This is a genomic window from Algoriphagus halophilus (assembly GCF_041729275.1).
In the GTDB taxonomy this organism is placed as follows: Bacteria; Bacteroidota; Bacteroidia; order Cytophagales; family Cyclobacteriaceae; genus Algoriphagus; species Algoriphagus halophilus_A.
Genome location: NZ_CP146486.1, coordinates 75,329 through 90,361, shown reverse-complemented (window position 1 = coordinate 90,361; position 15,033 = coordinate 75,329). Strand labels below are relative to the sequence as shown.

General features: G+C 39.8%; 11 protein-coding genes and 6 pseudogenes. 5 read left to right on the top strand and 12 right to left on the bottom strand.

Annotation, left to right across the window (positions count from 1 at the left end; genetic code table 11):
* Window positions 1-6 precede the first annotated feature (6 nt).
* Window positions 7-1,097, bottom strand: a pseudogene (locus tag V8V91_RS00490) (DUF1573 domain-containing protein).
* Between the two features lie 69 nt (window positions 1,098-1,166).
* Here V8V91_RS00490 and trpS point away from each other — a divergent pair.
* Window positions 1,167-2,141: a tryptophan--tRNA ligase gene (gene trpS / locus V8V91_RS00485; RefSeq protein WP_373398280.1), complete on the top strand. Its 975-nt coding sequence runs from the start codon at window positions 1,167-1,169 to the stop codon at window positions 2,139-2,141.
* A gap of 39 nt (window positions 2,142-2,180) precedes the next feature.
* Here trpS and fabF read toward each other — a convergent pair.
* From fabF to V8V91_RS00465, 4 genes and pseudogenes are all read right to left on the bottom strand, one after another.
* Window positions 2,181-3,430 (bottom strand): annotated as a pseudogene (gene fabF, locus V8V91_RS00480) (beta-ketoacyl-ACP synthase II).
* Window positions 3,431-3,522: 92 nt separating this feature from the next.
* Complete coding sequence (locus V8V91_RS00475) at window positions 3,523-3,879, bottom strand: hypothetical protein (RefSeq protein ID WP_373398279.1); 357 nt, start codon at window positions 3,877-3,879, stop codon at window positions 3,523-3,525.
* A 140-nt stretch (window positions 3,880-4,019) separates the two neighbouring features.
* Entirely contained in the window at window positions 4,020-4,457 is a 438-nt protein-coding gene (locus V8V91_RS00470) for a zinc-binding dehydrogenase (RefSeq protein ID WP_373398278.1), read from the bottom strand.
* A 35-nt stretch (window positions 4,458-4,492) separates the two neighbouring features.
* The gene (locus tag V8V91_RS00465) at window positions 4,493-4,981 is read right to left on the bottom strand and encodes a zinc-binding alcohol dehydrogenase family protein (RefSeq protein ID WP_373398277.1); all 489 of its coding nucleotides are present in this window, start codon (window positions 4,979-4,981) and stop codon (window positions 4,493-4,495) included.
* 116 nt (window positions 4,982-5,097) lie between these two features.
* Between V8V91_RS00465 and V8V91_RS00460 the strand changes: the two are divergent.
* The 4 genes and pseudogenes from V8V91_RS00460 to V8V91_RS00445 all read left to right on the top strand — a co-directional run bounded on the left by V8V91_RS00460 (window position 5,098) and on the right by V8V91_RS00445 (window position 8,402).
* Window positions 5,098-5,865: pseudogene (locus V8V91_RS00460) on the top strand (SDR family NAD(P)-dependent oxidoreductase).
* Window positions 5,866-6,083: 218 nt separating this feature from the next.
* Window positions 6,084-6,842: a 7TM-DISM domain-containing protein gene (locus tag V8V91_RS00455; RefSeq protein ID WP_373400832.1), complete on the top strand. Its 759-nt coding sequence runs from the start codon at window positions 6,084-6,086 to the stop codon at window positions 6,840-6,842.
* A gap of 35 nt (window positions 6,843-6,877) precedes the next feature.
* Window positions 6,878-7,273: a 7TM diverse intracellular signaling domain-containing protein gene (locus V8V91_RS00450; RefSeq protein ID WP_373398276.1), complete on the top strand. Its 396-nt coding sequence runs from the start codon at window positions 6,878-6,880 to the stop codon at window positions 7,271-7,273.
* Window positions 7,274-7,445: 172 nt separating this feature from the next.
* Window positions 7,446-8,402, top strand: a complete 957-nt coding sequence (locus tag V8V91_RS00445) for a response regulator (protein ID WP_373398275.1) — start codon at window positions 7,446-7,448, stop codon at window positions 8,400-8,402.
* Here the strand turns inward: V8V91_RS00445 and trmB are convergent.
* The 7 genes and pseudogenes from trmB to V8V91_RS00410 all read right to left on the bottom strand — a co-directional run bounded on the left by trmB (window position 8,392) and on the right by V8V91_RS00410 (window position 15,033).
* Window positions 8,392-9,053, bottom strand: a pseudogene (trmB, locus tag V8V91_RS00440) (tRNA (guanosine(46)-N7)-methyltransferase TrmB). The gene V8V91_RS00445 and the pseudogene trmB sit on opposite strands and share 11 nt — an antisense overlap.
* Window positions 9,054-10,337: pseudogene (locus tag V8V91_RS00435) on the bottom strand (folylpolyglutamate synthase/dihydrofolate synthase family protein). It lies immediately after the preceding pseudogene.
* A gap of 3 nt (window positions 10,338-10,340) precedes the next feature.
* On the bottom strand, window positions 10,341-11,300 hold the full coding sequence (locus tag V8V91_RS00430; protein ID WP_373398274.1) for an energy transducer TonB: 960 nt from the start codon (window positions 11,298-11,300) through the stop codon (window positions 10,341-10,343).
* A 3-nt stretch (window positions 11,301-11,303) separates the two neighbouring features.
* Complete coding sequence (locus V8V91_RS00425; RefSeq protein ID WP_074223913.1) at window positions 11,304-11,693, bottom strand: biopolymer transporter ExbD; 390 nt, start codon at window positions 11,691-11,693, stop codon at window positions 11,304-11,306.
* 1 nt (window position 11,694) lies between these two features.
* A pseudogene (locus tag V8V91_RS00420) lies at window positions 11,695-12,386 on the bottom strand (MotA/TolQ/ExbB proton channel family protein).
* Window position 12,387: 1 nt separating this feature from the next.
* On the bottom strand, window positions 12,388-13,257 hold the full coding sequence (locus tag V8V91_RS00415; protein ID WP_373398273.1) for a hypothetical protein: 870 nt from the start codon (window positions 13,255-13,257) through the stop codon (window positions 12,388-12,390).
* 66 nt (window positions 13,258-13,323) lie between these two features.
* The gene (locus V8V91_RS00410; RefSeq protein WP_373398272.1) at window positions 13,324-15,033 is read right to left on the bottom strand and encodes a TonB-dependent receptor; all 1,710 of its coding nucleotides are present in this window, start codon (window positions 15,031-15,033) and stop codon (window positions 13,324-13,326) included.

The window sequence follows — 15,033 nt, the reverse complement described above, 5'->3', positions numbered from 1 at the left end:
CTTTTTCTATTCGACTTTGCTTTTTAATATAAATAGTTGAACGGGATTTACCGGATCATTGCTGAATACGTAAATATTTCTCTGATCGATCCCTTTTCTACCTTTTGGATCAAAGGTGATTTGAAGTTCTACAGACTCCCTGGGCTTAATTCGGTCTTTGGAATTTCCAATTTCAGGCAATCACAATTGCCTTGGATTTTCCTGATTTCCAAGTCACGCTGTCCCTTGTTTGAAATGGTTACAGACCTATTTTGGATGGTATTTGCCGAAATGGTTTTCAGGTCAATTTCTTTGGTTCCTAGAACCAGCTGAGGAACCAAATGCAATTCCTCTTTAGAGAATGGTGGGAAATACTCAAAGACTTCTGCAATGACTGAAACCGGAATCACAGACAAAGAGTCCCATGATACAGCAAATTGATCTTCCACATATCCTAATTCCCCCTTTAAAGCCCCATCGTAAGAAACTTGGATCAACCCTCTTTCCTGAGGCCTGATAAACTCCTGAATTTGTAGAAGTTGAATGTATTCAGGTGTATTAAATTTCAAGCTATCTGCATACAAATTTTCTTCTCCAAAATTATAAATCTCCAACATTTTTACTTTGGGGACATTGTTGAATACCTCGCCCATATTCAATTTTGGTAATCGGAAACCAATTCCATCAATTTTAATAGGATAAATCTTATCCGGGTCTTCTGGATAGGGTATTGCTGTACCTTCCAGATACAAGGTATCCTGGGTGTTATGAAGGTTTCCTTTAACAATGATCATTCTATTGAAATAACCGGCTGCCGAAGATGGGTCAAATGACACCTGCAAGTTTCCAACTTCCCCGACTTCCAGAGTATCCTTGGTGAAGTCAACTGTCGTACATCCACAATCTGTCCATACATCCTCTATAAAAAATAGTGAATCCTGGGTATGTGTAAATTCATATTCTGCAAGTTGTTTTCCCTGCTCTTCAAAAACAGTCCCCAAATCTACCTTATTCACTTTCCAAATCAGTCTTGGAACTGCAGCTTCCTGAGCCTGAACGGATTGTGTCAATAGAGAAAATAAACCTATAACTAGAAGTGGAATTCGAATGCTACTCATGCTGCAATTAACGCATAATTTCAAATGGATTATATCCTGATTTACTTAATTTGCGCCAAAATTAAACAAATGGCAAGAGTACTGACAGGCATACAGAGTAGCGGGAGACCCCATTTGGGCAACATCCTAGGAGCGATTGTTCCGGCTATTGAACTGATAAAGCAAAACAAAGAAGAATCCTTCATCTTTATTGCAGATCTTCATTCATTGACAAGTTCTAAAGATGGAGAGCTTAGAAAACAAAATACCTTAGCAGTTGCCGCTGCTTGGCTGGCATTTGGGCTTGATATAGACAATACGGTTTTTTATCGCCAATCCAGAAGACCAGAAGTTGCCGAATTGACATGGTATTTAAGCTGCTTTACTCCTTACCCCATGCTTGCCAATGCGCATAGCTTCAAGGATAAATCAGAGCGACTGTCAGATGTCAATGCAGGACTTTTCACCTATCCTGTTTTGATGGCATCCGATATCCTTCTTTATTCTGCTGACTTGGTTCCGGTAGGAAAAGACCAAATGCAACATTTGGAGATGACCAGAGACATCGCCTCTACTTTCAATCGACTGATGGGAGAAGACATCTTGACCATCCCAGAAGCCCGAATTGATGAGGTGGTCAAAACTATTCCAGGTACTGATGGACAAAAGATGAGCAAATCCTACAATAATTATATTGACATTTTTCTTCCTGAAAAAGCCTTGAAAAAGAATGTCAATAGCATTGTGACAGATAGCACACCTTTAGAGGAGCCTAAAGACCCCGACACATGCAATGTATTTAAATTATATAGCCTGATTGCTACAGAAGAACAAACCTTAGAAATGAGGGGAAAATATCTTGGAGGCAATTATGGGTATGGACATGCCAAAAAAGAATTCATGCAATTGATTTTGGACAAATACAGCAAGGAAAGGGAATTATTCAACTATTACATGGAAAACCCAGAGGAGGTTGAGAAGAAACTTGCTGCCGGAGAGGAAAAAGCCAAAGCTACTGGAGGACCTATTTTGGAAAAAGTTAGAGAAAAATTAGGTTTTAGATAAAAACAAAAAAGCTGCTTCTAAGAAGCAGCTTTTTTGTTTTTACTTGAATTCTTTAAAGACCACAGAGGCGTTATGCCCTCCAAAACCAAAGGTATTACTTAAGGCCACTTTTACTTTTTCTCCAAGGCCTGCTGACAAACGATTTGTATATCTGATGGAATAGCCGGATCCAATTGTTCTGTATTGATAGTAGGAGGAATCACACCTTCATTGATTGCCTTTACACTAAATACGGCTTCAATTGCTCCTGCCGCACCTAATAAATGCCCTGTCATGGATTTTGTAGCGGATAGATGCATGTTATTTTTTCTCCCTGACAAAGCTTAGAAACCGCCTTGGTTTCACTTACATCTCCCAAGGGGTGGAAGTAGCATGTGCATTGATATAATCTACCTCCTGTATATTTAAACCAGCTTCTTCCAATGCAAACTTCATACAATGATAAGCACCCAAACCTTCCGGGTGTGTTGCGGTCATATGATAGGCATCTGCAGTCATGGCAGCTCCTGCGACCTCAGCATAGATTTTTGCTCCTCTTTTTTGGCATGCTCATAATCTTCCAGGATTAACGCAGCCGCACCTTCTCCCATGACAAAACCATCTCTTTCCATATCAAAGGGTCTAGAAGCTGCTGAAGGGTTATCGTTTCGGGTAGAAAGTGCCTTTAAGGCAGAAAAACCACCGATTGAAGCTTCACTTATCGGAGCTTCAGACCCACCAGTTAAAATCACTTTGGCTTTTCCCCATTTAATATAATTGTAAGCATCCATGAGGGCACTATTTGAGGAAGCACAGGCGGATACTGGGGCATAATTAATACCCATCATTCCATACTTCATAGAAATCAACCCCGAAGCCATATTTCCCAAAAACTTGGGAATGAAAAATGGATTAAACCGGGGATTAGAATCATTTTCTACAAAGTCCCGCATTTCTTTTTCGAAGGTGTTCAACCCACCTTGGCTGGTTGCCCAAATCACTCCCGCATCAAAGGGTGAATCAAGTGATGAAATATCCAATCCTGCGTCTTCCATGGCCTCTGCCGCGGTAAAAAGACCATATTGGGTATATAAATCTGCTCGTTTGATTTCGTTTCGATCCAATCTTGAACTAGGGTCAAAACTCTTTATTTCAGCTGCAAATTGAGTTTTGAATTTTTCGGCATTAAAATAAGAAATGGTCGAGGCCCCGCTTTTTCCATTTTTGGCACTTTCCCAATTGCTGGCAACATCATTTCCCAAGGAAGATAATGCTCCCATACCTGTGATGACTACTCTTCTTGAATTCATAGTTCAAATTTAACTATTTTTGTATTTAAGCTTTATAACATAAAAAGCCCGGACAAAACCGGGCCTCAAAGCTTTTATTATCAATGATTTGATTATCTACTTCTCCAAAGTACTTTCAACGGGTTTCCGTTGATGATCATCAAAAACCTTGCAGGATTAGGTACTAAAACCAATCTTACATCCTGTCTATCAAATTGATCAGATTCGATAGGAACTCCCTCTCTCCCTACTACCTCATAACTCACAATTCCTCTAGCATCCGGAAGTAATGGCTTGTATTTGTTAGCTAAGTATGCAGTAGGAAGTAAGATATCCGTATCAGACTTCAACACAGCATAAATTTTTTCCAATTCTTTTTCTAGGAGTTCTTCATAATCAGCATTGAAATCATCCTCCAAATCATGAAGCTCCTCTTCCAAATCATCATAATTGGAATCACTATAATCCATTTCTGCCAGTTGATTTCTTTTTCTACAATTTCGGTGAGCTCTAAATCCAGCTTATCCCAATTCATTCCTTCTTGATTTTTGGTTTATGAAAACACAAAGATGGGCAATCCCTTTTTTAAGCAGAACTTATTTGAAAGAATTTAACTAATCAGAAGGATTTTTCCATTTCTTCCTGCTTTTTCATAGGCTTTGATCGCCTTCTCAAACTCTTCTAAAGGATATTTTTCGGCAACATCAACTTGGGAACTGTGGTTCATCAAAAACTCAAACACCTGTTGAAATGCGCTATTTCTTTCCTGAGGTCCAATTTCTGACATTAAACTTGTCAACCAAAACCCTTCAATTCGAAGAGTTTTAAAAATCATCAATCCACTATTTAGAGGGATATTCTCCAGGCTTAGGCTCCCAAAAACCATCATTAAACCATTTTTTCTCAAGGAAGCTAAGGCTTTTGCCCCTAATAGTCCCCCTACTGCATCAAACACGACATGCACTCCACCCTCTGTATTTTCTGGGACCACATGCTGCAGTTTCTCTTTTTCCGTGTTGACTACCAGATCTGCTCCTAATTTCTTCAATAACTCCTTCTGCTCGTCATGCCTGACCGTACAAGCTACTTTGATCCCTTTTTCTTGGCGAGCTGTATGGCAAACTTACCGAAAGCCGAAGCTCCAGCGGTGATTAACAACCATTCACCCGCTTTCAAGCCAGACTTTTCGATCATCAAATAAGCCGTCATTGGGTTCACTATCGCCTGAGTTGCTACCTCATCCGGCATTCCCTCAGGTATAGGTATCAAGGAAGCTTCTGGAAGTGCCAAAAATTCTCTCCAGGTACCTGTCGTTGAAAATAGTACTCGCGTTCCTTTGGACAACTTCGATCCAGAGGATTCCAGCACTCCACAGGCTTCAAATCCTGCACTACTTGGAAACTGTGGTTGAATGCCATATAACCCTTGAATAAACATCATGTCTGCAGGATTGATATTCCTCGCGGTTACTTTTATCAGCACTTCTCCTTCACCTGGATTTGGAACGGGAGCATCCTGCAACTTCAATACCTCTAAGGGCTTACCTGTTTGTTCGAATATGACTTCTTTCATGAGGATATGGGTTTAATTCAATTATTTTTTATTAAAACTACCGATATATTCCCGTCCTATGGCTCTCAAATCTCATTTTTTTATAACTTAAGGTTTACTCTAAAACCTCTCAAACTATGGATTTATCTAAGGTTTTTTCTCTGGATGGAAAAGTCGCTTTAATTACCGGGGCTAGTAAAGGAATAGGCCTGACTATTGCCAGAATTTTTTGCTGCTGCAGGTGCAAAAGTGGTGCTGAGTAGCAGGAAGCAAGATAAACTAGATGAGGAGGCTACCCGATTGAAAGGGAAAGGGTACGAGGCAACAGGCATTGCCTGTAATGTAGGGAATATGGAAGAGCTCCCATTGCTGGTTGATAAAACCGTGGCCATTTATGGCCAATTGGATATTTTGGTAAACAATGCTGGAACCAACCCAGTTTTTGGTCCCATCCATGAAACGAGTTTGGAGGCTTTTGACAAAATCATGGATGTGAATGTCAAAGCAGCTTTTGCACTTTGTAACCTTTGCTTCCCCATCTTAGAAAATCTTCATCCGGATCAGTAATCAATATTAGTTCCATTGGAGCAATTTCCCCTGAGCCGGGTTTGGGAGTATATAGCATCAGCAAAGCAGCATTGGTATCCTTGACCAAGGTATTTGCAAGGGAATGGGGAGATTCCAAGATTCGGGTGAATGCCATCTGTCCAGGCATCATACAGACAAAGTTTTCTGAAGCACTTTGGAGCAATGAAAAAATAATGGCTTATATGATGAAACAATTGGCCATCAAAAGACTGGGGACTACAGAAGAGATTGCGGCTTTAGCCTTATTCCTCGCCGCTCCAGGCTCTTCTTATACCACGGGTTCCATCATTACCGCGGATGGGGGCTTTACTATTTAGAACTACTTTTTTATACAGTTTTAATCGAAGTTAAAATTAGGAGACAGGTAATCCGTAGTTAAAAACACCTTTTTTGAAGGTCAAAAACAGTTATAGCAATCCAATAACATTGGGTACTCCGTTCATGTTGTAACTGAAGTTTTCACCCCACCACCCTATGAATCAAAATTACTTTCTCATATTAATAGGATTTATCCTGACCCTAAGTTCTTGCACAAATCCCAAACATCCTTCAGAAATCCCTTCATCAACAATCAAAAATCCTGAATTTAGGTCACCATCAGATTGATTTTGATTCAATTTCAAAAGGCTCCCTGGACGATAACTTTAAAAGCCTTCCAAGTGCCAATTCAAATTTAGGATTTACCAACTCCAACTATTGGGTGAAATTCCCAATTGAAAACCCTACTTCAGAAACTAAAGAATATTATTTAGAGGTAGCCAGGCCTATTACTGATGTTGCAAACCTTTATTCCATAAACTCTTCCGGGCAAGTTCAAATACAAAAAAGCGGGGACCTGATTCAGGCAGATAAAAGGCCATTTAACCACCGTAAGATTATATTTCCAATAATACTAGAAGCCTCTTCCAAGCTAGACAACTTTTTATATCTAGAAAGTGACGGCGAGGTAATTAACCTTCCAATCCTACTGCACGACGCCAATTCTTTGATCCAAACATCCTATTTTGATCAGTTGATATTTGGAGCATTCTATGGAATTCTTGCATTGGCTGGAATAACTTATCTGTTTTTCTATTTCGGGATTAAAGAGAAAAGTTTCTTGTTGTATGCCCTCTATGTAGCTTCCATTGCTTTGCTTCATGCCTCATTGGACGGATTTATATATCAATTCACCAATGGCGGACAGGAGTGGTTATATGATAGAAGCCTTTTGTTTATTGCAGCAACTTCCACGTTCTTATTTGGTAGATATACCCAAGTATTTATCAGGCTAAACCATATTTCAAAAAATTGAATTTGATCTTTCAGTTAGCTTTAGCTCTGAATTTAATGCTGCTGTTAGCCATACTTTTCTTAGATGCAGGAAGGACGTTTTATTATCCTGCAGCAAATGCCATCGGCTTGATCTTGATCATCCTCTGTTTAATAGGCGTCCTTGTAAGTTTTTTTACCAAGTATCCTGTTGACCTTTTCTTTGCTGCAGGTATTACCTCCTTAATTATTGGGTTTGTGATTTTTATCCTGAACAATTTCAGTTTAATCGAAAACTCCTTTCTAACTGAAAATGCTGCCAAACTAGGTACAGGTTTTGAAATTCTGTTTTTATCCCTATCGATGGCTAATAGAATCCGCATCCTAAACTCTGAAAAAGAAGGATGCAGGCCATTGCACTTCAACAATCCGAGGAAAGCAACCAGATCAAATCTTACTTTCTTTCCAATATGAGTCATTAGCTAAGGACTCCTTTGAATGCGATCATGGGTTTATCTCAAAGTATAATGAATGAAATTACTGACTTAAAAATCAAAGAAAACCTTGAAGTCATTAAATACTCATCTGCCTCTCTATAGTCCAGTATAGAGGATATTTTGGATTATTCAAAAATTGAAAAAGGGAATTGATCCTAGACCACAAAACTTTTGACCTACCTAAACTTATCCAGGAGATTAAAGCCTATTCCTTTCAAAAAGCTCGGGATAAAGGTCTGAAATTTATCTATGAGGAAGATGCTCCTCTTCCAAAAAGGATGATTGGTGATGCGGGAAGATTTAGGCAAGTTATTGGGAACATTCTAGACAATGCAATAAAATTTACTCCTCAAGGTGAGGTGAAATTAAAATTTGCTGAAATCGAAGACAAGGAGGATAGAATCCATCTGAACATAGTAATTACAGATACTGGAGTGGGCATAGAACCACAAAAACTTTCAAGGATTTATGAGTCCTTTATTCAGCAACAATTAGATGATAAGCGAAAGTTTGGTGGGTTTGGTCTTGGATTGTGCATTGTAAAAGCATTGGTGAATTTGTTCAAGGGCGAGATTCAAATAAACAGTAAACCCGGAGAAGGAACACAAGTAACCCTTCAGTTAAACTTTGAAAAAGTTGAAACAACAGCGTCTAACTTAATAGAATTGGCTAAAAAAGAAGCGGAAAAATTATTGAAAGGGCGTCAAATCTTGGTGGTAGAAGATAACCCTGTAAATCAATTGGTGATAAAATCCATGTTAAGAAAATGGAAAGGAATAAATATGGATTTTGCTAACCATGGTTTGGAAGCTTTGGAAAAGCTTCAAGTTGCTCAGTTCGATTTGATCTTAATGGATTTACAAATGCCTGAAATGGACGGATATGAAGCGACTCAAGCCATTCGAGACGGAAGAGGTAGAGCTATCCATCAGGAAATACCGATCATTGCCGTTACTGCCGATACCACAGACCAATCAAAAATCAAGGCAAGATCTGTTGGAATGGATGATTTCTTGACGAAACCCGTTGACCCAGAATTATTACTGGAAAAAGTATTGAATGCACTCTACCTTCAACAGGTTCAGAAGGTAGAAATCAATCCTTAAATTGGAATTTTAAGTATTTGATCTTTTCTCCTTTTTCTGAAAACATCTTCTCGTAGCGGGTTTGTATTCCCAAATGATCATCTTTCCATTCTGATTCATAGAAATCGTGGGTAAAACCTAAGAGGTTGATGTCTTCCTTTTCTTGAAAAAGGGCTAAAGAGTAATCAAACAAGCCTGTGTTATCGGTTTTAAAATGAACAGTCCCTCCTTTTTTCAATAGGGGTTTGTACATATCCAGAAATCTAGGGAAGTTAATCTTCTTTTCTCATCCCCATCTCTGGGAAAGGGATCAGGAAATGTAATCCAAAGTTCAGAAATCTCACCTTCTGCAAAAAATCTATCCAACAGCTCAATTTGAGTTCGGAGAAACGCCACATTATGAATTCCTTCTGCTGTAGCGGTAGAACTTCCTTTCCAGATTCTGCTTCCTTTGATATCTACCCCTATAAAGTTTTGGTCTCTGAATACTCTTCCCAAACCCACAGTAAATTCACCTCTTCCACAGGCCAATTCTACCACAATAGGATTTGTATTTTTAAACTGAACCTCATTCCAATTTCCTTTGATGGATTCAAAAATTGCTTTTCCATCTTGGATTACGTTTGGGTTCTCTTCATTTTCTTTGAAGCGAACAAGTTTTTTTCTGCTCATTTATAGGTCTTCGATTTCCGCGACCACAAAAGTACTCCCTCCGATAAAAATCAAGTCATTTTTTGCAGCATTTTTTCTGGCAAATCTTAAGGCTTCGTTAATATCTGGAATTATCTCTCCTTTCAAGCCCAGTTCCACGGCTTTCTCAGCCAATAAATTTGCTTTCAAGGCCCTTGGAATAACCGCTTCACAAAAAACATATTTTGCCTCTTTAGGCAACAAGGCTAGGACTTTAGAAATATCTTTATCTTGGACCATTCCTAGCACCATCCAAAGTTGGGAAAACTCATAACTTTTCAGTTGCTCCAAAATTTCTTGGATTCCTGACTCATTATGACCTGTATCGCAAATGATCAAAGGATTTTCTCCTAGTATTTGCCATCTCCCTTTTAAGCCTGTCCGGGTAGTTACTGTCTTTAATCCCTCTAGAATAGCCGATTGACTAAGTTCCCAACCCTGATCTTTCATTTGTGAAACAGTTTCGAGTATTCCCGGAAGATTAAAGCGCTGGTAATTCCCCAGAAGGTCAAGTTGAACTTCAAATGAATGGTCTAGGGTTTCTACATGATAGGTTGCCAAGCCTAAGGAAGTCCCTTTCTTGTGAACCTTCCACCAATCATCCGCAAAAAGATGGGGGAAGCAGTACCATCTGCTTTTTCAATAAATACCGGTGTTGTTTCAGGTTGAGTCTGAGAAATCACTACCGGAATCTCATTTTTTATAATGCCAGCTTTTTCTCCCGCTATCTGAGGCAAGGTAGTTCCCAAGAATTGCATATGGTCAAAACCAATATTGGTAATGACAGAAACTTCCGGCCTGATGACATTGGTACTATCAAACCTCCCCCCATACCTACTTCAATGATGGCTATATCTACCTGTTGCAACGCAAAATACCAAAAGGCCATTCCAACTGTCATTTCAAAGAAACTAGGTTTTAACGCTTCTAAAAAGTCCCGGTTCTCTGCTACAAATTGAACAACCATTTCTTCTGGAATCTCCAATCCATCTATCCGAATCCGTTCTGTAAAGGATTTTAAGTGGGGGAAGTATAAAGTCCAGTTTTATATCCCGCAGCTTGGAAAATGGAAGCTAAAGAATGGGAGGTACTTCCCTTTCCATTGGTTCCTGCCACATGGATGGATTTAAATTTCTTTTCAGGATGCCCAAGATGGGCACATAATGAGATGGTATTACTTAAGTCCTTTTTGAAGGCCGTGGCCCCTACCCTTTGGAACATGGGTAACGCATTGAACAGGTAGTCCAGTGTCTCCTGGTAATTCATGGATCAGTCCACTTTGATAATGAAGGTGATTTTTCCTGTAGAGAAGTCAGCAGCCGCGCCACCTTGTTTTTTAAATGAAATCTGGTTTACTACTTGTCTGTAATAAGCAAGCACTTCATTTGACACATTGTATTCCAGTGGAACCGCCTGAACGACACGTCCTGCATCATCCACGGTAATCTTAAAAACAATTCGACCATTTCGAGTGGAAACTCGGTCGTTGATATTCGGTCTATTTCCAAACTCCCATCCTGCAAGGTCTAAACTTACCCCATTCCCTGGATTGGTCCCTTTCCCACTACCGGTCCCCATGATGGCTCTACCATCCACCGTTCCTTTGGGATCCCCTTCATCACCTTTTTCATTGGAAGAGCCTTGGGCACCACCAGATGCAGGCGTAGTGCTTTTACCAGAAGTTCCTCCAGCTCCAAAAATAGCTCGTTGATCTACTTTAGGTTTTTCAGGAGCCTTCTGAGTGGTTTCCTCTGCTTCCGCCTTAGCGGGTGTGGTCACTGTTTTTGAAGGTTCTGTTTTGGCGGGTTCTGGTTTCTTGGAAGGTTCTGTTGCTTTCTCTTCCCCTTTAATAGGTGAAGGTTTAGTGGTCACCGCTTTATTAACCGCTGGTTGAGTTTGTGCTTTTGGTTTAGCCACCTCTGTTTTAGGGCTTGGGGTTGGGGTAGCAGGTTTGGTAACCGCCTTCTCTGCAATTTCTCCTGGAGCAGCAGCTTCTTTGACAGGAGTAGGTATTTCAGAAGGTGCATTTGGACTGTCACGTTCCCCGGATCCCGTTGGGGTAAATCCTAAATTCAATTCCAAACCAAAACTTGGTAAGGGTGGAACCGGTTGTTTCCAAACCACAATAAAGTAGAATGCAACCAAAAGCAAAGCATTAAAGACAATGGTAATTATCCATGCCCTTTTCTTGCTTTGTGATTCTTCCTTATCTGCGTCCCAGTATTCCATTATTTAATATGGTTTAGTAGCGATAGAGACATTCGCTTCCAGTCCGGCTGCAATGCCTCCAATTTCAACTAAATATTCAACGGGTACTTCTTTATCTATATGCAACACAACTTGCCCTTTCTTATCCTTCAACAAGGTCGTTAATTCTGCTTTTATATTCTCCCTCGGAACGATTTTATCATTTACCGAGTATTTGAAGTCCTTGGTTATTGTAACGGAAACTTCCTGCATCACGATGTCTGAAGTCTCGCTAGAAGGCAAATTAACTGGTAAACCTGAAGGAGTAATAAAAGAGGATGTAAGCATAAAGAAGATCAATAACAGAAATATAATATCTGTCATAGAAGACATGCTGAATGCCGGATCAACTTTATTTTTAGACTGTAATCCCATCTTACTTATCTTGTAGTAAATCGATGAACTCTACGGTAGTATATTCCATACTATGAACCAACTTGGATACCTGAGAAACAAGGTAGTTGTACCCTAAATAAGCGATAATACCTACCACTAATCCAGCTGCGGTTGTAATCATGGCTTCATAAATCCCCTCTGACAACAATTTAGGAGAGACCATTCCCTCTTCCTGAGCAATCGCGATAAATGCTTGGATCATCCCAGCTACCGTACCTAAGAAACCAATCATTGGGGCAGCTCCAGAAACGGTTGCCAAAAGATTGAGATTCTTCTCTAATTTATAAATCTCAATTTTACCCACATTCTCAATAGAAACTTCAATGTTTTTCAAAGGGCTTCCAATGCGCTCTATCCCCTTGGCTATCATGTTCGCCACCGGAGTATGTTCACTGGCACAAAGCATTTTTGCCTTCTCTATTTTTCCTCCTTGTACTAACACACGAATCTGATCCATTAAGGAAGTTGGAGTTTTTGAAGCTTTTTTAGGGTAATCAATCGTTCAAAGAATATGAAGATTGCCAAAATAAATAACAGGTAGAGGGGCACCATCATGTAGCCACCTTTGATCAAAAGATCTAATAAACCGATACTTTCTTTTGTAGCACCTTCCGCAAGGCTGTCCGCTGCTGCCAGTGAATCGGCAACAGAAAGGGTTTGAAGTAGAATCATATTAATATTTCAAAATCCATAAAGCTTCTGTGTATTGATCTTTGATCGCGTTGAGCTCCTCACTGGCTTTCCTAAAGCTTGTAAAGGACCCTATTGCCAAACGATAGTTTTTCACATCTTCGTATGGTAAGATCAGATAAACTGAACTTGCACGATCTAGGTACTGAGTAGATTCAGAAAGTGCCATCCTTTCATTTGGCAAACTTCCTACCACAATAAAATATTGTGGCCTTTCTCCTCTACTCTCTACTCTGATCAACTTCTCGGCAACAGTACGATCAATAGTTGTACCAGTTTGCGGAGTTTCCACAGGTTCTTCCAAAGAAGAATTGGATTTTGGAATAGAATCTTGATTTTCAGGGGTTTGAATTTCTTCAGTTGGTGTATTTTCTGGAACTACCTGAGATTCCACAGGTACTTCAGATGGGGATTGTTGCAGGGCTACTTGATTTCCTGGGGTATTTGGACCGTTTCCTTGGCTCATTAATTGCCAAACGATTACCGAAACTACCAAAAGGGCAATAATTACAACTGCTACTACCCAAGAATTCTTCTTCTTTTCAGGTTCAGCAGTGACTCGCTTTTCTTGAGCAAGTTCCTTTGGTTGTTGCGCTACATCTTCCTCTTTTGGATAGTAGGTTTTAACTTCCTCTATTGGAGTAGGTACTACTTCTTCTTTTGCAGGTTCAGTTTCCTGCATAGACTTTTCTTGAGAATGGTTGTCGGCAGCAAGCGTCACCACTTGTTCTTCTTCCTTTTCAGGAAGTTTTATTTCCTCGCCCAAAGGAGTTATTGGAGTTACTTCCACATAAGGAAGTCCAAAATCTTTTGGGTCAGTCCATTGTCTATTTTCAGAAGAATTTTCCGGCATAATCAAATTGAGTGCTACGAAACTAAAAGAATTGAGGGTAAACCCCAACCCTAACATGCAACATTCTTAGAATTTCATAGAAACTCCACCAATTAATTGAATCCCTCTTACCGGGTAATTTAACCAGCGGGTGTTTTTCCCATTCAATATATTATTTCCTTCTGCAAAAACAGCAAATCTATTCGTGATTTGGTAATCAGCCTTCAATTGTAAGTCGGCGATTGTTTTCAACTTCACGACCTCATAGGGCCCAAATTCTCCCACAATATCACTCAAATCATTTCCTCTCGCTTTTAACCCACCCATAAAATTCAAATTCGCCTGGACCAAAAGTCCCTGTACAGGGGTTACCTGGTTATTTACCCGTAATTCCCAAGTAGGTCTATGCCAGGCTTCAGCTTGCGTACTCAAATCATATTGATACAGGTCTAACCTTGATCCCAAAGAATAGACATCTGAGAATTTAAACCCTAGCTCTCCATTAATATTGAAAACGGTACTCTTATCATCATATACCAAACTGAACCTTGAAGAATCGGTGGTCATCAAATTATTGGTATAGTTATTCACAAAAAAGCTCAGGTTATTGTATCGACTGACATTGATTGCCGCTCGATAATGAAATGCCTCCTGAAATTGACCTTCTATTCCTCCTTCTACCTTGTAGTTTTGAATAGTATTCAACAGTTGCTCGCTCGGCCCCAGATAAGGGTTTTCATTCACGAAACTGAAATAGGTGTTTCGTTTTACATCTCCGGAAAATTCTCCAAAGAATCCAAATTCTTCAGCAAACTGATAGGAAGCTTTCAGGTTTGGGAAAATTCTGAAATCACTGGATTTATCCTCAATGGAATCATTTTCTGAAATGATATTCAAACCTGCAGAGACTCTAAATTCCCCTGTAGTATATTCTATCTCAGGCCGAATCCCCAAATAAGTTCTTGTTTGAGCATAATCTAAATCTTCAGGATTGGTGGTGTAGTAAGAAATTCCCACTTGACCTTTCCAATCCTCACTTGGTCTAAACTTCCCTAAACCAGACACTCCTATTTCACTTTCACGAGCCATATAGCTGTCATTAAAGTTTCTATAGCTTGCCTGTACTTCATAAGAAAATGGCCCTACTTTTTCAATGTCCCTGATTCCAGCTTTTACCGAAAAGGAGGTAAAAACATTGTCAGGAATTTCAAATTCTGGATTTTCAAAATTCACAGGATCTACCCCATAAAATGAATAGCGATCCTGGTTCCAATCTATCCCCCCAAACAATTCAAACACATCTGCGAAATAACTGATATCTCCTCCAAAATTGGTATGCGCTTCACTGGATTCCTCCCCTTGCACAGGTCCCTTTCCAAAACTTTGATGTCCTAAGTTCAAGGAGAAGTTGACTATATCGGCTTCTGTCCCCATGTATCTAGCCTCCAATAAAGGAGAGGCGAAATTTCCATACCCTACTCTCAAAAACCCAGGGAATAAATCAAGTTGTGGGGCCCTAAAAGGTTTTTGGATAGGTGTAGTTTCCAAAACCAAAGGTTCCAGAGTCAATGGATACCTGTTTACCCGATAGTTAAAATCTGCCAATCCTTTGGGCTGAGGTAAGACTGGCAATTTTTCATAAACTCTCGGCTGGACAGGAACAGTCAGTACGCGGTCCTTACGAATGATAAACTCTTGATCAGTTACTTCTCCTCTTGATTGGGTCTGGGCAAAAGTCAAACCTGTTGTTAAACCAAATGCTCCGCCAAATAGAATTAATTTTACTAGCTTTTTCAT